General features: G+C 56.9%; 15 protein-coding genes. 10 read left to right on the top strand and 5 right to left on the bottom strand.

Translation table 11 applies throughout. The annotated features are described in order from the left end of the window. Positions 1–61: 61 nt before the first annotated feature. Positions 62–649 carry a TetR/AcrR family transcriptional regulator gene (locus CA948_RS10990; RefSeq protein ID WP_035271028.1) on the top strand — a complete coding sequence of 196 codons (588 nt, stop codon included), beginning with the start codon at positions 62–64 and terminating at the stop codon, positions 647–649. A 327-nt stretch (positions 650–976) separates the two neighbouring features. Here CA948_RS10990 and CA948_RS10995 read toward each other — a convergent pair whose 3' ends face one another. Together CA948_RS10995 and CA948_RS11000 are read right to left on the bottom strand one after the other, a co-directional pair. Next, positions 977–2,497 (bottom strand): fumarate hydratase, encoded by a 1,521-nt coding sequence (locus CA948_RS10995; RefSeq protein ID WP_042483647.1) that lies wholly within the window; start codon positions 2,495–2,497, stop codon positions 977–979. A gap of 39 nt (positions 2,498–2,536) precedes the next feature. Further along, positions 2,537–3,304: a crotonase/enoyl-CoA hydratase family protein gene (locus tag CA948_RS11000; RefSeq protein ID WP_094195784.1), complete on the bottom strand. Its 768-nt coding sequence runs from the start codon at positions 3,302–3,304 to the stop codon at positions 2,537–2,539. A gap of 242 nt (positions 3,305–3,546) precedes the next feature. Between CA948_RS11000 and glyQ the strand changes: the two genes are divergently transcribed. The 7 genes from glyQ (at position 3,547) to CA948_RS11040 (ending at position 10,736) form a co-directional block, all read left to right on the top strand. After that, on the top strand, positions 3,547–4,452 hold the full coding sequence (gene glyQ / locus CA948_RS11010; protein WP_094195782.1) for a glycine--tRNA ligase subunit alpha: 906 nt from the start codon (positions 3,547–3,549) through the stop codon (positions 4,450–4,452). Next, entirely contained in the window at positions 4,452–6,584 is a 2,133-nt protein-coding gene (gene glyS / locus CA948_RS11015; RefSeq protein ID WP_108728020.1) for a glycine--tRNA ligase subunit beta, read from the top strand. Before glyQ ends, glyS begins: the two co-directional genes overlap by 1 nt. Then, a complete protein-coding gene (gene gmhB / locus CA948_RS11020) occupies positions 6,584–7,123 on the top strand; it encodes a D-glycero-beta-D-manno-heptose 1,7-bisphosphate 7-phosphatase (protein ID WP_094195780.1) in 540 nt (179 codons plus the stop codon). The genes glyS and gmhB overlap by 1 nt, the downstream gene beginning before the upstream one ends. Position 7,124: 1 nt before the next feature. Next, positions 7,125–7,874, top strand: a complete 750-nt coding sequence (locus tag CA948_RS11025; RefSeq protein ID WP_108728021.1) for a lysophospholipid acyltransferase family protein — start codon at positions 7,125–7,127, stop codon at positions 7,872–7,874. Then, positions 7,840–8,721 carry a M48 family metallopeptidase gene (locus CA948_RS11030; protein ID WP_094195778.1) on the top strand — a complete coding sequence of 294 codons (882 nt, stop codon included), beginning with the start codon at positions 7,840–7,842 and terminating at the stop codon, positions 8,719–8,721. Before CA948_RS11025 ends, CA948_RS11030 begins: the two co-directional genes overlap by 35 nt. Positions 8,722–8,733: 12 nt before the next feature. Further along, entirely contained in the window at positions 8,734–9,129 is a 396-nt protein-coding gene (gene gloA, locus CA948_RS11035; RefSeq protein ID WP_108728022.1) for a lactoylglutathione lyase, read from the top strand. A gap of 377 nt (positions 9,130–9,506) precedes the next feature. After that, positions 9,507–10,736, top strand: a complete 1,230-nt coding sequence (locus CA948_RS11040) for a nucleoside recognition domain-containing protein (protein WP_094195777.1) — start codon at positions 9,507–9,509, stop codon at positions 10,734–10,736. 177 nt (positions 10,737–10,913) lie between these two features. On the opposite strand, the gene rsmA is transcribed toward CA948_RS11040, so the two are convergent. The 3 genes from rsmA to CA948_RS11055 are packed head-to-tail and all read right to left on the bottom strand — an operon-like array spanning position 10,914 to position 15,506. After that, positions 10,914–11,696: a 16S rRNA (adenine(1518)-N(6)/adenine(1519)-N(6))-dimethyltransferase RsmA gene (rsmA, locus tag CA948_RS11045; protein WP_094195776.1), complete on the bottom strand. Its 783-nt coding sequence runs from the start codon at positions 11,694–11,696 to the stop codon at positions 10,914–10,916. A gap of 8 nt (positions 11,697–11,704) precedes the next feature. Continuing rightward, positions 11,705–13,156: a peptidylprolyl isomerase gene (locus CA948_RS11050; RefSeq protein ID WP_108728023.1), complete on the bottom strand. Its 1,452-nt coding sequence runs from the start codon at positions 13,154–13,156 to the stop codon at positions 11,705–11,707. Further along, the gene (locus CA948_RS11055) at positions 13,149–15,506 is read right to left on the bottom strand and encodes an LPS-assembly protein LptD (protein WP_338021505.1); all 2,358 of its coding nucleotides are present in this window, start codon (positions 15,504–15,506) and stop codon (positions 13,149–13,151) included. Before CA948_RS11055 ends, CA948_RS11050 begins: the two co-directional genes overlap by 8 nt. Before the next feature lie 139 nt (positions 15,507–15,645). Between CA948_RS11055 and CA948_RS11060 the strand changes: the two genes are divergently transcribed. Together CA948_RS11060 and murU are read left to right on the top strand one after the other, a co-directional pair. After that, a complete protein-coding gene (locus tag CA948_RS11060; RefSeq protein ID WP_108728024.1) occupies positions 15,646–16,692 on the top strand; it encodes an aminoglycoside phosphotransferase family protein in 1,047 nt (348 codons plus the stop codon). Then, the gene (murU, locus tag CA948_RS11065) at positions 16,692–17,402 is read left to right on the top strand and encodes an N-acetylmuramate alpha-1-phosphate uridylyltransferase MurU (protein WP_108728025.1); all 711 of its coding nucleotides are present in this window, start codon (positions 16,692–16,694) and stop codon (positions 17,400–17,402) included. The genes CA948_RS11060 and murU overlap by 1 nt, the downstream gene beginning before the upstream one ends. Positions 17,403–17,432 lie beyond the last annotated feature (30 nt).

Raw genomic sequence — 17,432 nt, forward strand, 5'->3', positions numbered from 1 at the left:
AATGATATATACATACGTCGCGCATGTAAATATACATTCAGTCCGTATGTAAGGAGAAACTATGGCACGCCGTACCCGCGCCGAGATGGAAGAAACCCGCGCCACCCTGCTGGCCACCGCCCGCACTTTCTTTGCAGAGCGTGGTTATGCCGACACATCCATGGACGAATTGACGGCCCAAGCAGGTCTGACACGCGGCGCGCTCTACCATCACTTCGGCGACAAAAAAGGTTTGCTGGCGGCGGTGGTCGATCAGATCGATGCAGAAATGGATGAACGCCTGCAGGCTATTTCAAACAATGCCGAGGATGCCTGGGACGGGTTTGTACGCCGCTGCCATGCCTATCTGGAAATGGCACTGGAGCCCGAAATGCAGCGCATTGTCTTGTGTGATGCCAAAGCCGTACTGGGTGGCGCCTCACCCGAATCACATCAATATTGTGTCGGTTCCATGGAAGGCCTGATTCAGGCACTGATGGATCAAGGCCGGATTGAACAGGCCGATCCCCACGCCCTGGCTTCCCTGATTTACGGCAGTCTGGCTGAAGCCGCATTCTGGATTGCCCAGGGAGAGGATGGCGATGCCCGCTTGGTGAAGGGGCTGGCAGCACTGGATTTGTTGCTGCGCGGCTTGCTGATCAAGTCCTGAACGGGTGATGCTCAAAGCAGCCAGAGTCCCGGCAAAGAGCAGGCCTGGGAGTATCTGCTTCTAGCGACAGGCAGATCAACAAATCGAATTCTGTTTTACGCGACTTCTTGAGCGGCGAGAAATATACGGTCCTGGCTTTTGCGGCGATAATGAGCCGTCCCAAAAGCCGAAACGTCCTGGCAAGCAAGTAAAGGCCACATAAACGCCAGCCATAAAAAAAACCCGCATTGAATGTTGTGCCGACACTGCTTTTACAAGCAGACCAGAAACACTCATGCGGGTTTTTCATCGACAAAGCCGGGAAGCCCAAGCTTCCCACTTCACGTCTTACACAGCGACCAAAGAGATCTCTGCAATACGCTTGCGCCACTCGGCCGGGCCAGTGTTGTGCACGGACACGCCTTGCGAATCCACGGCTACGGTCACAGGCATATCCTGAACCTCGAACTCGTAAATGGCTTCCATGCCCAGGTCTTCAAAAGCCACCACTTTCGCATTGCGAATGGCCTTGGATACCAGGTACGCAGAACCACCCACGGCCATCAGGTAAGCCGACTTGTGAGCACGAATGGCTTCAATCGCGGTTGGGCCACGCTCGGCCTTGCCGATCATGGAGATCAGGCCGGTTTTGGCCAGCATCATCTCGGTGAACTTGTCCATGCGAGTGGCGGTGGTTGGGCCTGCTGGACCCACGGCTTCGTCACGCACAGGATCAACCGGGCCCACGTAGTAAATCACACGGTTGGTGAAGTCCACTGGCAGGGACTCGCCCTTTTCCAGCATGTCCTGAATACGCTTGTGAGCGGCGTCGCGGCCCGTCAACATCTTGCCCGACAGCAGCAAGGTCTGACCTGGCGTCCAGGAAGCCACTTCTTCAGGGGTCAGCTCATCCAGATTCACCTGGCGGGACTTGTTGTAGTCCGGTGCCCAGTGAATGTCAGGCCAGGCCGACAGCGGTGGAGGTGCCAGCTCGGCTGGGCCATTGCCATCCAGCGAGAAATGCACGTGGCGGGTTGCCGCACAGTTGGGGATCATGGCCACAGGCTTGGAAGCGGCGTGGGTCGGGAAGGTGTTGATCTTCACATCCAGCACAGTCGTCAAACCACCCAGACCTTGAGCGCCAATACCCAAGGCATTGACCTTCTCGTAGAGCTCGATACGCAGCTCTTCCAGCTTGCTTTGCGGGCCGCGTTGCAGCAGCTCGTACATATCGATGTCTTCCATCAGGGCTTCTTTGGCCATCAGCATGGCTTTTTCGGCTGTGCCGCCAACGCCAATACCCAGCATGCCCGGAGGACACCAGCCAGCGCCCATCGTAGGAACGGTCTTGAGTACCCAATCAACCAGAGAATCGCTGGGGTTGAGCATCACGAACTTGCTCTTGTTTTCTGAACCACCACCCTTGGCTGCCACTTGAATGTCGACCTGATCCCCAGCGATCAGTTCGACATTCACAATACAGGGTGTGTTGTCGCGCGTGTTCTTGCGCGTGAACAAGGGGTCGTTCAGGATGGAGGCCCGCAGCGGATTATCCGGATTCAGATAACCGCGACGTACCCCCTCGTCACAGAGCTCCTGCAAGGAGCGCTTGGTATCAAAGCGCACACCCATGCCCACTTTCAGGAATACGTTCACCACCCCGGTGTCCTGACAGATGGGGCGGTGGCCCTCGGCACACATGCGCGAGTTGGTCAGGATCTGGGCGATGGCATCTTTGGCCGCCGGGTTCTGTTCGCGCTCGTAGGCGCGGGCCAGATGCTCCAGATAGTCGGTGGGATGGTAGTAACTGATGAACTGCACCGCATCAGCGATGGACTGAATCAGATCGTCTTCTTTGATCGTGGTCATGGTGGCGTCTATATAAAAAACGGAATGAACAAGGGGAAACTATTTGCCCTGCCAGACAGGCTCGCGCTTTTCAGCGAAGGCCGTCGCGCCTTCCTTGGCGTCTGCAGAGGTGAAGATGGCAGCGATACGAGGGCGTTGCAGATCAAACAGATCCGACTGACGCCAGTCGCGCGACTGGGAAATAATGCTCTTGGCAGTTTGCACAGCCAAAGGACCATTGGCAGCAATCTGCTCGGCCAGTGCCAGGGCCTGCTCGGTGGCTTTGCCTGGCTCGGCCAGACGGCTGACCAACCCAAGTTCTGCCATACGGGCCGCGGGGTACATCCCGCCGGTCAGCACCATTTCCATGGCCATATGGTAAGGGACGCGGCTTGGCAAACGCACCATGCCGCCCGATCCAGGAACGATGCCGCGTTTCACTTCAGGCAGACCAAAGTTGGCGCTGTCGGCCGCAACAATCAGGTCGCAGGACAAGGCAATTTCAAAACCACCGGCCAGGCAGTAGCCTTCCACAGCGGCAATCAATGGCTTGGCAGGCGGGCGCTCGCAAATACCGGCAAAGCCGCGGTCGCCTACATAGGGGCGCTGCCCCGTCTTGGCAAAGGCTTTCAGATCCATACCGGCGCAGAACGTATTGTTGGCACCGGTCAGCACGCCTACGGCAATGCTGGGGTCGGCATCAAACTCATCCAGAGCCTGAGCCAGCGCCTGCGCCGTTTCCAGGTTGATGGCATTGCGTGCCTCGGGACGGTTCAAGGTAATCAACAACACCTTGCCGATACGTTCAAGCGTGACAAGTTCACTCATGGACCTAGCCTCCTATAGACTGCTGCCCGGGATTGTGTTTCAAGATCGGGTCAGCAAATAAGCCGTATTTGGACAAACGCATATGATACGTCTAAAAACAACTTGACCGCCCGGTACACAGCGGCCTTGCCCATGGCCCGGACGGCCAAAATAGCCCATTGCGGGCGCTTTTCTGCTGCAAGGGCGCAGTTCACGCTAAAATAGAAAAATTTTGCAGCTTCTCGCTTTACTGGCCATTGCTCATGCTCACCTTTCAGCAAATCATACTTACGCTCCAGCAATACTGGGACAAGCACGGATGCGCTCTGCTTCAGCCCTACGACATGGAAGTCGGTGCCGGAACCTCTCATACGGCAACCTTTTTACGGGCTATTGGTCCCGAACCCTGGCGCGCTGCCTATGTACAACCTTCGCGCCGCCCCAAAGACGGGCGCTACGGGGACAACCCCAACCGCCTGCAACACTATTACCAGTTTCAGGTCGTGCTCAAGCCCGCACCTGAAAACATTCTGGATCTGTATATCGGCTCGCTGGAAGCCTTGGGCATCAATCCCAAGGCGCACGACATCCGTTTTGTTGAAGACGACTGGGAAAACCCGACACTGGGCGCCTGGGGTCTGGGCTGGGAAGTCTGGCTCAACGGGATGGAAGTCACCCAGTTCACCTACTTCCAGCAAGTAGGCGGCCTGGATTGCACGCCGACCACGGGCGAAATCACCTATGGTCTGGAACGTCTGGCCATGTACTTGCAAGGCGTGGAAAGCGTCTACGATCTGGTCTGGACCGAAGGTCACAACGGCCAGCGCATTTACTACCGCGACGTGTTCCACCAGAACGAAGTCGAGCAATCCACCTACAACTTCGAGCACGCCAGCACCGATGTGCTGTTTGCGCATTTCAACGACTACGAAGCCGAAGCCAAGCGCATCATTGACGTGCCGCTGGCCCTGCCCGCTTACGAGCAAACGCTGAAAGCGGCCCATACCTTCAATATGCTCGATGCACGCGGCGCCATCAGTGTGACTGAGCGCGCTGCCTATATTGGCCGTATCCGCAATCTGTCCCGCGCTGTCGCACAGGCTTACTACGACTCCCGCGAACGCCTAGGTTTCCCCATGCTGAGCAACACATCCTCGGAGGCCAAGTAATGAACGCCTCCACGACACAGCCTTTGCTGATTGAACTGTTCACTGAAGAACTGCCCCCCAAAGCGCTGCAACAGCTAGGTCAGGCCTTTAGTGAAGGTCTGCAAAAAGTATTGGGCGAGCAAGCCCTGCTGGCACCGAACTGTGAAGTGCGTGCCTACGCCACGCCACGCCGCTTGGCTGCCTGGTTCAGCGCTGCTTACCAGCAAGCTGAAGACCAGCCTTACACCGAAAAACTGATGCCCGCCCATATTGGCCTGGATGCCAACGGCGAGATCGCCCCGGCTCTGGCCAAACGCCTGGCTGCCAAAGGTCTGGAACATCTGAAAGCCAGCGACCTGCTGCGCGAATCCGATGGCAAGCAGGATTACCTGTACGCTAGCGGCATAGCCACCGGCGCGGCGCTGAAAGACGGCCTGCAAGAAGCCCTGGAATGGTCCATTACCCACCTGCCCATCCCTAAAGTGATGCGCTACCAGTTGGCCGATGGTGTCAGCAGCGTGCGCTTTGTGCGCCCTGCCCATGGTCTGGTCGCCCTGTGGGGTTCGGACATCGTTCCCGTCAGCGCCCTGGGTCTGCAAGCCGGTCGTCAAACACACGGCCACCGCTTCATGTGCGATGCCCCCTTCGACATCCGTGATGCCGATAGCTGGGCCACCCAAGTCCAGGAACAAGGCTGGGTCGTTCCGTCCTTCGAGACTCGCCGCGAACAGATTCGCACCGACCTGGAAGCTGAAGCCAAACGCCTGAACTCCACCTTGGGCGACGATCCCGAAGTGGAAGCGTTGCTGAACGAAGTCACCGCTCTGGTCGAATACCCCACCGTGTACGTGGGCCAGTTCGACGAGCAATTCCTGCAAGTGCCTTCCGAGTGCCTGATTCTGACCATGCGTCTGAATCAAAAGTATTTCCCACTGTTTGACCCCGCCACCCAAAAACTGACCAATCGCTTTTTGATCGTCAGCAATATGAAGGTGGACGATCCCAGCAACATTATTGAAGGTAACGAGCGCGTGGTTCGCCCCCGTCTGGCGGACGCCCAGTTCTTCTTTGAAACTGATCGCAAACAGACTCTGGCCGAGCGTGTTCCTACACTGGCTGGCAGCGTGTACCACAACAAGCTGGGTTCGCAACTGGACCGTATCGAACGCTTGCAGTCCGTCGCTGGCTACATCGCCAAGCAGTTGGGTGCCAATCAAGAGCACGCCCGTCGTGCCGCGCTTCTGGCCAAGGCGGACTTGAACTCCAATATGGTGGGCGAATTCCCCGAACTGCAAGGTGTGATGGGTGCTTACTACGCCCAAGGCGATGGCGAGCCCGAGGACATCGTGCTGGCGATTCGTGAGCAATACCGTCACCGTCTGGACCAGCCAGTCACAGAAGCCAGCCTGACCCAGGCCATTCTGTTCCTGGCCGAGCGCGCCGAGGTTCTGGTCGGTATCTGGGGCATTGGTCTGGCTCCTACAGGTGAACGCGACCCCTACGCCCTGCGCCGCGCGGCTCTGGGCCTGATCAGCGCCTACGAACAGCTACAAGCCGGTGCCCAGTTGAAGGCCAATAGCCTGAATCTGGATACGCTGCTGAACACCACGGCATCCTTCTTCAAGGACGGTGCCCTGGCTGCTGACACGGTAGACGCGGTTCAAACCTTCATTTACGAACGCTACCGTAACCAACTCAGCAACGATTACGAGCGCAGCGTGGTGGATGCCGTGCTGGCTTTGCGCCCACCGCTGGAACAGGTTCACGCCCGTATCCAAGCTTGCGCCTCCTTCGCCCAACGCCCTGAAGCCGAGAGTCTGGCTGCCGCCAACAAGCGTGTCAGCAATCTGCTCAAGAAAGCCGAAGGTGAACTGGCCACGCTGGACGACAAACTGCTGGTCGAACCTGCCGAGCGCGAGCTGGCTGCCAAGATAGAGCAATTGCAGCCTGTTGCTCAGGCCCAATTTGAAGCCGGCGAGTTTGACGCGTCCCTGGCCACCCTGGCTCAGGCCCGTGGTGCTGTGGATACCTTCTTCCAGGACGTCATGGTCATGGCAGAAGATCCAGCCGTCCGTGCCAACCGTCTGGCCTTGCTGGCCAAGCTGCACGCACTGATGAACCAGGTTGCTGATCTTTCCAGGCTAGCTAACTAGTGAAACTTGCCATCATTGATCGGGACGGTGTCATCAACCATGACAGCGATGCCTTTATCAAAAGCCCACAAGAGTGGGAAGCCATTCCAGGCAGTCTGGAGGCCTTGGCACGCCTGACCGAAAACGGCTGGAAGGTGGTCATTGCCACCAACCAGTCTGGTCTGGCACGTGGTTTGTTTTCCATGACCACGCTAAACGCCATCCATGCCAAGATGCGCCGCGAACTGGCCTTGCTGGGTGGTTTTATAGACGCCATCTTTATTTGCCCGCACGGCCCTGATGATGGCTGCACCTGTCGCAAACCAGCCCCTGGCATGTTTCACGATATCGCACACCGCTATGAAGTGAACCTGAAAACCGTACCCTCGGTGGGCGATTCCTTACGCGATCTGCAGGCGGCCAGCCAAGCCGGTTGTGCTCCCTGGTTGGTCCAGACTGGCAAAGGCATGCGTACTCTAGAGAAAGGCGGCTTGCCCGACGGCACGCGCGTCGAGGCCGATCTGGCCGCTGTTGTCGACAAATGGCTCCACGGAAACTGATATGGGCATTATCCGCGCTTCACTCTATCAACTCTTTTTGTTGATTACCGTCATCCCCTATGCCTTTGCCAGCCTGCTGATGGCACCGCTGCCACTGGATATACGCTACCGCGTAACCACCGGCTGGCCACGTCTGGCGGTCTGGGGTGCCCGCACGATTTTGGGCATACGCTGGCAGACCAAGGGCTGGGAAAACCTGCCCGATGGCAAGGCCATCATCCTGTCCAAGCACCAGTCAGCCTGGGAAACATTGTTCTTTCCGTCCTACATGCCGCGACAGGTGTGTTTTGTTTACAAGCGCGAGCTACACAAAGTCCCCTTCTTCGGTTGGGGATTGGCCTTGTTGCGCATGATCCCGATTGATCGCGCCAAAGGCCGGGATGCCTTTGAACAAGTCATCAAGGTCGGGCAGCAGCGCATTGACGAAGGCCGCTGGCCCCTCTTGTTCCCGGAAGGGACTCGTACCGCCCCTGGCACAACAGGCCGCTACAAAATGGGGGGAGCCTTGCTGGCCACCCGTACCGGCACACCGGTCATCCCCGTCGCCCACAATGCGGGCGAATGCTGGCGTCGCAATGCCTTTATCAAGACGCCGGGCTTGGTTACTATCTCTTTTGGGCCGCCCATTGATCCCACCGGGCTGAGCCCTGAAGAAGTCAACCAACGCGTACAGACATGGATTGAAACCGAAATGCGCGTCTTGAACCCGGAACGCTATGACGGTCCCCCCGCAACTGGCTCTGTTTCCTGACACGGCCTTTCCCCACCCGGCGCAGCGGCAAGAAAAGCCGCCCGCTGGTTCTGCTTTGCCGCCCAGCCAGGTCTTGACCATCCGGCCTGACACCTTGCCCGAAGGCGTTCAGTGGCAACAAGTCGAACTGGATGGCCACACCATTGGCTATCAACTCAAACGCTCTCGACGTCGCACCCTGGGTCTGACCATTAACGACAGTGGCCTGACCGTTGCCATGCCTTCCTGGGTAAAGCTCAGCCAGGCCGAACAAGTCCTGCACAGCAAAAGCGCCTGGATACTGCGCAAGCTGCGCGAATACCAACAGCGTCGCGAACAATTGGCCTTGCAAAGCCTGCAATGGGTTGATGGCGATACCCTGCCCTTTATGGGCGTACCCATTCGCCTTAGCCTGAACCCACAGATTCAACAAGTTCAGTTTGAAGGCCTGATCAGCCAAGCCCAACACGGCCAGCGCTTGTCCCTGCCCTTACCCGTCGATGCCGAGGCCCAGCGCGTTCAGGAGCTGACCCAAGCCTGGCTGCAAAAACAGGCCCGGCTCTGGTTTGAGCAGCGTCTGGCGCATTATCTGGAATTGTCAGGCCTGAGCGCCAGAAAACTGCGTCTGGCCGCCCCCGCCAAACGCTGGGGATCCTGCAACAGTGACGGCACGATCATGCTGAACTGGCGCCTGATACACTTTCACCCATCCATCATTGATTACGTCGTCGCTCACGAGGTCGCGCATCTGCAAGAAATGAATCACGGCCCACGTTTCTGGGCTTTAGTCGAATCGCTCTACCCTGATTTTGTCAATGCGCGCAATCAGTTACGACAATATGATCCAGTCACCCTGCCCCTGCTTTAGGAGCTCTACCTTATGCGTATCCTGCACACCATGCTGCGTGTCGGCAATCTGGACCGTTCTTTGGCCTTTTACACCGAAGTACTGGGCATGAAATTGCTGCGCCAGTCCGACTACCCGGACGGCCGCTTCACCCTGGCTTTTGTGGGCTATCAGGACGAGTCCGAAGCCGCCGTACTGGAGCTGACCCACAACTGGGACACCCCCTCCTACGATCTGGGTAATGGCTATGGCCACATCGCCCTGGAAGTGCCTGATGCCTACAAAGCCTGTGAGAACATCAAGGCGCGCGGCGGCAAGGTCGTACGCGAGGCCGGTCCCATGAAGCACGGCACCACCGTGATTGCGTTTGTGGAAGACCCGGACGGCTACAAGATTGAACTGATCCAGGCCAAAGGGCGCGTGGATTAAAAAACAGAACCGGCCGTAGCAGGCCGGTTTTTTTATGGCGCCCCTGGACACTCTACGACTGATGATTGCCTCCCTACGACTGCTTGTACTTACTACGCTCTAGGGCAGCCAGATACTACAGTCATCGTAAGGCCTTCTTCGCTCCACCTGCTGTTCACATTTGAAGACGGCTAATCACCAGCGATCAAACTAGGTCCAAAACAAGGTTGATCGCTTCCCGATCAGGTGGTTTCAAGTTCAAAATCAGAGCCAAGCGACTCGAATCCTATTTTGCGACTATTTGTGCCAACACCCTTACATAGCGTAGCCGCTAAAACCCGCCTGGATTCTGCGACAATCTAGCTTGGCTTGTCCCTGCCCTGTTTACTGCCAACACTATGCTCAATACTCTTTGGCTGCTTTTCTTCCTGATCGCCGCCGTCAGCGGTTTTTACCAGTGGCTGGTCGGGGGCAATAGCGAAATTTTCGCGCAGATGGTGCGCAGCTTGTTCGATATGGCCGCCCTGTCCGTGCAACTGATGCTGCTGCTTTTTGGCACGCTCACCCTGTGGTTGGGTTTCTTGAAGATTGCCGAGAAAGCCGGGCTGATCGACACCTTGGCTCGCTGGCTGGGACCACTGTTCAGCCGCCTGATGCCTGGCGTGCCTGCCGGTCACCCCGCTTTGGGCTTGATCACCCTGAACTTCGCCGCCAATGGCCTGGGCCTGGACAATGCCGCCACGCCCATAGGTTTGCGGGCCATGAAGTCGCTGCAAACACTGAACCCGCATCCGGACACCGCCACCAACGCTCAGATCCTGTTTCTGGTGCTGAATGCCTCGTCACTGACGCTGATTCCCATCAGCATTTTCATGTACCGGGCTCAACAAGGCGCACCGGACCCCACGATGGTGTTTCTGCCCATTCTGCTGGCCACCACCGCCTCCTCACTGGCCGGATTGCTCAGCGTGGCCCTGGTGCAGCGCCTGCGTCTGTTTGATCCGGTGCTGATGTTGTGGTTTGGGGTATTTGCGCTGATCCTGGGCTCTTTCATGGCCTTGCTAGCCACACTTAGCGCTGCGGCTATCCAGTCGCTTTCTTCCTTGCTGGGTAACCTGACCCTGCTGTCCATTATCTGGCTGTTTCTGCTTATCGGATGGCGCCGCAAGGTGCCGCTCTATGAAACCTTTGTAGAAGGCGCCAAAGAGGGCTTTGGCGTCGCCAAGGATCTACTGCCTTATCTGGTTGCCATGTTGTGTGCAGTAGGCGTGCTGCGTAGCTCTGGCGCCCTGGATATCGTGCTGGACATGATCCGCTGGCTGGTCAACCTGATCGGGCTGGATACACGCTTTATTGATGCCCTGCCTACCGCCTTGGTCAAGCCCTTCTCGGCCGGTGCCGCTCGCGCCTTGCTGATCGAAACCATGCAGCATCACGGTGTAGACAGCTTCCCCGCGCTACTGGGCGCAACGGTGCAAGGCAGTACCGAAACCACGTTCTATGTGCTGGCCGTGTATTTTGGTGCGGTAGGCATACAACGTGCTCGCCACGCCGTTTCCTGCGCCTTGATTGCCGATCTGGCTGGCGTACTGGCCGCCATCGCTGTTTGTTATTGGTTCTTCGGCTAGGAGCCAAGGCTCAGCGTGAGAGTCAGAAGCATCGCCCCAGCAGACTCAGCCAAGAAGGATTGATTATCGCAGTAAGGTGTGGCCTTAACAGGGCCCACCATGAAAAACACCCCAAAACAGGATCAAGGTCCAATTTTTGGGGTCTCATTCATTAGGGAGTGTTGTGCATCTGGCGGCTTATAGAACGCCCTTATCCATCAGGTGATCGGCCAGCGCAATGTACTTTTCCAAGGACAAATCAGCAGGCCGACTGGTCGGCGCAATTTCCAAGGCCTCCCAATCAATATGGGGTGTCCAGTCACCCAGACCACCTCGCAACATCTTGCGCTTTTGTGCAAACGCGCGGGCCACAACCTGGCTGAACACCTTTGCATCACGGGCCTGGGCACGGTCAGCGGGCAAAGGCACCATGCGCACCACGGCGGACACCACTCGCGGCGGTGGGTTGAAAGCCTCGGGCGGCACTTCAAAGAGCTTGGTCATGCGATAGCGTGCCTGCAACATCACCGACAATCGGCTGTAATCCGAGGAGCCGGGTTTGGCGACCATGCGGTCGATCACTTCCCGTTGCAGCATGAAATGCTGGTCCAGCACGGCATCGGCATAGTCCAGCAAATGAAACAGCAAAGGACTGGAAATGTTGTAAGGCAGGTTGCCCACAATACGCAGATTCGGGCCCAAGGCACCGAAATCCACGCTCAAGGCATCAGCCTCAATGATTTCCAGCTTGTTGGGCGAATAATGATGACGCAGGCGAGCCGCCAGATCGCGGTCAATCTCGACCACGCGCAAGCGCTCCAGCGCCTGCGTCAACGGTCGGGTCAGGGCCGACAGGCCCGGACCAATTTCCACCATATTATCGACAGGCCGAGGGCCAATCGCACGGATGATCTGGTCGATGATGGCCTCATCTTCCAGAAAGTTCTGTCCAAAGCGCTTGCGCGCCTGATGCTGGGCCATACCTGTCCTTAGCGACGGCGGGTGCTGGACTCGGGGTCCAAACGGTTATCAATGTAAGCACGGCCACGCAAGCTGTTCAGCCAGTCCTCAAAAGCAGGCTCGGCGCGCTGCTGGAACAGGGCCTGACGAGCCTGCATACGCTTGTACTCGTTTTCCATATTGCGGGTACGGCGCTCGATAACCTGGATCAAGTGCCAGCCAAACTGGGACTCGACCACGGCGGTATCGTTGCCAGGTTGCAACTTGTCCATGGCTTGCTCGAACGGAGGTACTGTCTCACCGGGCGAGAGCCAACCCAAATCACCACCTTGTGGCGCACTGCTGTCTTCCGAGTAACGCTTGGCCAGATCCTGGAAGGACTCACCGTTGCGTAAACGCACTTGCAATTGCTCAATACGTTGACGGGCCTGCTCGGAGGTCATGACCTTGGAGAGCTTGACCAGAATGTGGCGAGCATGCGTCTGAGTCACCATCATGGGACCCGATTGGGCCGATGTCGCACTGGCCACAGGCGAGGTATTGCTTGGCGCAGCGCCGCCACGCTCCAGCACCTTCAGAATGTGAAAACCTTGACCACTGCGGATCAGGTTGGAAACCTGGCCGGGAGCCAGGTTATGAACAGCTTGTGCGAACAAATCAGGCCAGTCGGACAGTGAACGGCTTCCCATCACACCGCCATTCAGGGCTTCCTGACCGTCCGAGTTGGACGCAGCCAAACCCGCAAAGTCTGCCCCCGAACGAGCTTGGGCCAACAGACCTTCAGCTTTGGTACGCAAACGGGCTTCTTCACTAGCGTTGGCGCCTTCAGGCACCCGCACCAGAATCTGCGCCAGGGCAACGGGCGCATTCTGGCTTTGTGCAGCGGACTGCCCCAAATTACCCAAACCCGCACCACCTTGAGAGCGCAGATAAATATCGATATCGGCATCCGTAATATTGATGCTGCTGTCGACCGCACGCATACGCAACTGATCCAGCAGAATTTCCTGCTTCAGATTGGCACGATACTGTTCCCAAGTAATGCCATTTTTCTCAATCTCGGCACGCAACTGGGCTTCAGTCATATTGTTGCGCGAGGAAATCATGCGTATGCCTTCATCCACCTGCTGAGGGCCGACAGAAATACCCATGGCACGCGCTTCCTGCTGCTCCAGACGCTCGTTGATCAGACGTTGTAAAACCTGTTTACGCAAAACGTCTTGCTCAGGAGTCGGAATTTTTTGGCGTTTGAGCTGTTCCAGCACTTGAGCCGCTTCCAGATCAACTTGACGCAAGGTAATAACCTCGTCATTGACCACGGCAGCAATGCCGTCCACAAACTGGGAGGCGGCAGCCGGTGCTGCCTTGTTTGCAGCGGGCTTGGATTGCGCCTGAGCCATGTGAGCCGTACCCAGCCCCATGACGGCCATCAAAGCCAATGACAGGCTGCGGTTTTTCAAGCTGAAACGCATATTATTCATACCTCTCATGAATCATTTTTTCCTGTACGGGGTCCGAGATGGGTTCATAGCCAATCACGCGATCACGCAACATTTTGATAGGGTCGTTGCCAATGCCGCCCAAACCGGACAGCTCCAGCTGGAAGAACATGGCTTTATTGGTTTCCCTGGCCGAAACCGCATAGCGTTGCAGAACCACTCGCGCCGCCCAGCAGCAATCACCTTTGTACTCCAAGCCCAACACCGTCTGTGTACCACGGCTTTCCTGAATGGAGTAATCGTAACGCCCCACCGCATACAGCTTGTTGCTCAAGGGCCATTGGCCCATCATGGAGACGTATTCCTTGCCACGATGATCTTCCTCGGTAGGCGTAAAAAAAGGATCCACGACCTGACGCGGGTCACGTTCATAACGATAATTCACACCCAGTGTGGCCAGACGTTTGGGACGCCAACGAATACCGGAAGCCAGACGGTTGCGGCGTTTTTCGTCAGGGTTAAATTGTGCATCGAAATTGACCGAGAACGTATTGGTCAAGGCGGCACTGGCACCGACCAGATAGTCGGAACGCGTGCTGGTACGCGCCTTTTCATCGCCCAAGGTGACAGTTTGCTTATCAAAATACAAACGCTGAGCAGCCTGCAGAACCAGACGCTCGTAGCCGGTGTCGGCATCCAACCAACGGGAAGTCAAACCCACCGTCACCTGGTTCGCATTGGAAATACGGTCCCAACCACCCGAGAAGATGTTTTCGCTAAAGGCCTGGGCAAAGTTGAAACTGGCCAGACTGGTGTCGTACAAGGGCAGCGTAGACTGGTCGCGATAAGGCACATATAAATAGTACACACGCGGCTCTAGGGTCTGGATGGAGTCATTGCCAAACAAGGTGGTGTCGCGCTCGAAAGTCATGCCCGAATCCAGAGACAGAATGGGCAGCACGCGACTTTGCGTACGGGAGCGGTCTGCGAACCTGGCCATATTGGGGTCACCCACATACCAGTCCGTCTGGTATTGACTCATGTGCAAGCCCGCTTTCGGCGTGATATACCAGCCTGGGCGAACGACAGGGTAAGCCACCGTCGTATAGGACGAGAAACGCGTACCATCTGGAGCCAGACGGGTGCTGCGCATATTGTCGAACTCGCTCAGGTTACCGCTGTAAAACGGCAAGCGGAAACGGGTTGCGTAGTTATCGCTGACCACATCAAAGCCACCCCAGTTATAACGGGATGCTCCCAAATACCATTCAGGCAATTTGTCGTATTGTGGTTGGCGGTAACCGGTACTGGAGTCCTGTAAGGTCTGATAACGCGTTGCACTGACGTGGGAGCGGAAATACTTGGAACCGCCCCACCCCAGCGTCACTGTGCTGGCCAGATCCTGAATAGTCGAATCATTCAGGCCAAAACTGCTGAAGTCACGAAAGTAATCGTCATCCGACACCCGGCGAATATCGGCATTCAGATAAAAGCTGGCGGGCAGACTCTGGCGATACTGCCCCATGAACAGCCAACGTTTATAACCCAGCTCGTTGTCATCAGGCAGGTAGTTACCCGTCAGCTCTCCGGAGAAGCTGTCACCCAAGTAACGGAATTCACCGCCCAGCATGGCACCGCGCTTGCTCATGAGGCGCGGCGTCAGGGTAGCATCGTAATTCGGCGCCAGATTCAAGTAATACGGCACGCTCAGGTCCAAACCACCGCGCGTAGTCATGCCGTAAGTAGGCAACAGAAAACCCGACTTGCGCTCTTTACGCAACGGGAAGGTCAAGTAGGGGGAGTACAACAGGGGGACCCCCTTGAAATACAGGACGCCATTACGCGCCACCCCTTCATTTTCCTTGGAATACAGGTCTACTTTGGACGACTGGATATACCAGGACGGCTCAGGACATGGGCAACCCGAATAATTCACGTCAGACAAACGCATATGATTAGAGCTGAGAATGTCAGCCTGCGTCGCCGTTCCCCTGCCACCCGTTGCACCCAGCCAGAACTCCGGCGATGACATGCGCCCGGTATCGGCATCCAGGTTGTAATCAAATTCCTGGCTGCGCACCAAAGCGCCGTCACGCATGATCAAGCCATTGCCACGGACTTGCACCTGGCCGGTTTTTTCCTGATAGTCGATCCGATCGCCTTTGACCACAGAGTCAATGCGCCGAACCTGAGCACCGCCTTCCAGACGCAACGTACCGTCCTGTAGCGTTTTCATCTGATCGCCTATTAAATAGACGGCCATGTCCTCTTCCTGGAGTTTGCGCACTTGCAAACCGGGGGACGTCTTTAAAGACGGACGCACGGACGACTCAGCCTGGGCGACCCCCATGCCTGTCATCATCAACACGATATACCACGCCGCAACTCGCACTAAGACTGCGCCTCCAGTTGTGTCCTGCCATTTGTTCGCACCAGATGAAAAACCCTGGCGACCCGGTATTATAGTTAAGCCTGCCGTTTAGCGGCACTGCTAAACACTAATCCGTTACGATCTTCTGCTTCCTTTATTTATGTCTGCTTCTATTTCTGCCGCTACCGACCCTCGTTTGCAGCAAGCAATCTCTTGGCTGAACACCCTGAAATCCCGCTTTGGGCTGGATATCGACAGCCTGCAAATGGCCTCCAGCGACGCCAGCTTTCGCCGTTACTTTCGCCTTCAGGCCCAGGACCGCAGCGTCGTTTTGATGGATGCCCCCCCCGCCACTGAAGACTGCAAACCCTTTATACACGTTACCGAACTGCTGGCACCTACTGGTATTCATGTGCCCGAGATCCTGGCGGCTGATACCGAGCAAGGTTTCTTGCTATTGAGCGACCTGGGCCAGGACAATTTCCAGACCGCCCTGAAAAACCCCTTGCCACAAAGCGAGCTGGACAAACTGTACCGCAGTACGCTGCTGACCCTGGTGAAATTGCAACAAGCGGACACCACGGGCTTGCCTGAGTACAACGAACAGCGCCTGCTAGAAGAGCTGCAAGTATTCCCCGAATGGTACATACAGAAGCACCGCCAGTTTGAGCTGAATGAAAAAGATCAGGCCATGTTGCGCAAGACCTTTGCCGAACTGGTTCAGGGCAATGTGCAAAGCGCTACTGTACTCGTGCACCGGGATTTCCACAGCCCTAATTTGATGATGCCCCTGCCCGGACAGACAGAGCCTGGCGTCATTGACTATCAGGATGCCTTGGCCGGCCCCATCACTTATGACATTGCCTCTTTAGTCATGGACGCGCGCGTTACCTGGACGGAGGAGCAGCAACTGGACTGGGCAATTCGCTATTGGCAAGCCGCCATGGAGGCCGGTCTGGATGTCCCCGCCGACTTCGCCGTCTTCCACCAGCAATACGAATGGATGGGCCTGCAACGCAATCTGCGTATTCTGGGTGTCTTTGCCCGCCTTTCTCTGCGTGACGGCAAACACCATTACCTTGATCACATGCCCCGCCTGCTCGGGTATGTACACCAAGTGGCCAGCCGCTACGAAAGCTTCAACGGTTTGCTGCGCCTCTTGAACCGTCTGGAAGGCCGCCAAACTGTTTTAGGCATGACGGTCTGATGCGCGCCATGATTCTGGCGGCGGGTCGAGGCGAGCGCATGCGTCCCTTAACCGACACCTGCCCCAAACCTCTGATTCCGGCCGGCGGCCAGCCACTGATCGTCTGGCATTTACGTGCGCTGGCTAAAGCGGGCTTTCGTGACGTCATCATCAACCACGCCTGGTTGGGCGAGCAGATTGAATCCACCCTGGGGGACGGCAGCCAATGGGGGCTGCGCCTGAGTTACTCACCAGAGGAAACCGCCCTGGAAACGGCCGGTGGCATTGCCAGGGCACTGGATTTTTTCCAAGACCAGCCTTTCTTGTTAATGAATGGCGATATCTGGTGTGATTGGGATCCGGCACAGGCCTTTGCCATGGCCGAGCGCCTGCAAGCAGGCCCGGAGCAGGCCTGGTTGATCCTGACCCCCAACCCACCCCACCACCCCGAAGGCGACTTTGGCATGCAGGAAGGACAACTGCATCTATGCGCCAAAGCCTGTGCGGGAGCCCGTAGCGCCACCTTGAGCGGCATAGGAGTCTACAAGCCCGGACTCTTTGCGCACCTGCCTAAAGATCAGCCTGCCAAAGCCGCTCCTTTGTTACACGCCGCCATTGATCGCCATCAAGTACTAGGCTGCCTGCATCCAGGTTTCTGGATGGATGTGGGCACCCCCGAACGATTAAACCAGCTAAACCAACACTTGGAATCGTTAGCACCCTCACAGTAAACTGATCATTCGCAGTCTGGTTGGCAGACG

The organism is Alcaligenes aquatilis, from assembly GCF_003076515.1.
GTDB classification, from domain to species: Bacteria; Pseudomonadota; Gammaproteobacteria; order Burkholderiales; family Burkholderiaceae_B; genus Alcaligenes; species Alcaligenes aquatilis.

What these genes read in the sequence shown, in the direction of transcription:
- CA948_RS10990 (WP_035271028.1), top strand. Translation starts at nt 62, where the DNA reads ATGGCACGCCGTACCCGCGCCGAGATGGAAGAAACCCGCGCCACCCTG.
- CA948_RS10995 (WP_042483647.1), bottom strand. Translation starts at nt 2,497, where the DNA reads ATGACCACGATCAAAGAAGACGATCTGATTCAGTCCATCGCTGATGCG.
- CA948_RS11000 (WP_094195784.1), bottom strand. Translation starts at nt 3,304, where the DNA reads ATGAGTGAACTTGTCACGCTTGAACGTATCGGCAAGGTGTTGTTGATT.
- glyQ (WP_094195782.1), top strand. Translation starts at nt 3,547, where the DNA reads ATGCTCACCTTTCAGCAAATCATACTTACGCTCCAGCAATACTGGGAC.
- glyS (WP_108728020.1), top strand. Translation starts at nt 4,452, where the DNA reads ATGAACGCCTCCACGACACAGCCTTTGCTGATTGAACTGTTCACTGAA.
- CA948_RS11025 (WP_108728021.1), top strand. Translation starts at nt 7,125, where the DNA reads ATGGGCATTATCCGCGCTTCACTCTATCAACTCTTTTTGTTGATTACC.
- CA948_RS11030 (WP_094195778.1), top strand. Translation starts at nt 7,840, where the DNA reads ATGACGGTCCCCCCGCAACTGGCTCTGTTTCCTGACACGGCCTTTCCC.
- gloA (WP_108728022.1), top strand. Translation starts at nt 8,734, where the DNA reads ATGCGTATCCTGCACACCATGCTGCGTGTCGGCAATCTGGACCGTTCT.
- CA948_RS11040 (WP_094195777.1), top strand. Translation starts at nt 9,507, where the DNA reads ATGCTCAATACTCTTTGGCTGCTTTTCTTCCTGATCGCCGCCGTCAGC.
- rsmA (WP_094195776.1), bottom strand. Translation starts at nt 11,696, where the DNA reads ATGGCCCAGCATCAGGCGCGCAAGCGCTTTGGACAGAACTTTCTGGAA.
- CA948_RS11050 (WP_108728023.1), bottom strand. Translation starts at nt 13,156, where the DNA reads ATGAATAATATGCGTTTCAGCTTGAAAAACCGCAGCCTGTCATTGGCT.
- CA948_RS11060 (WP_108728024.1), top strand. Translation starts at nt 15,646, where the DNA reads ATGTCTGCTTCTATTTCTGCCGCTACCGACCCTCGTTTGCAGCAAGCA.
- murU (WP_108728025.1), top strand. Translation starts at nt 16,692, where the DNA reads ATGCGCGCCATGATTCTGGCGGCGGGTCGAGGCGAGCGCATGCGTCCC.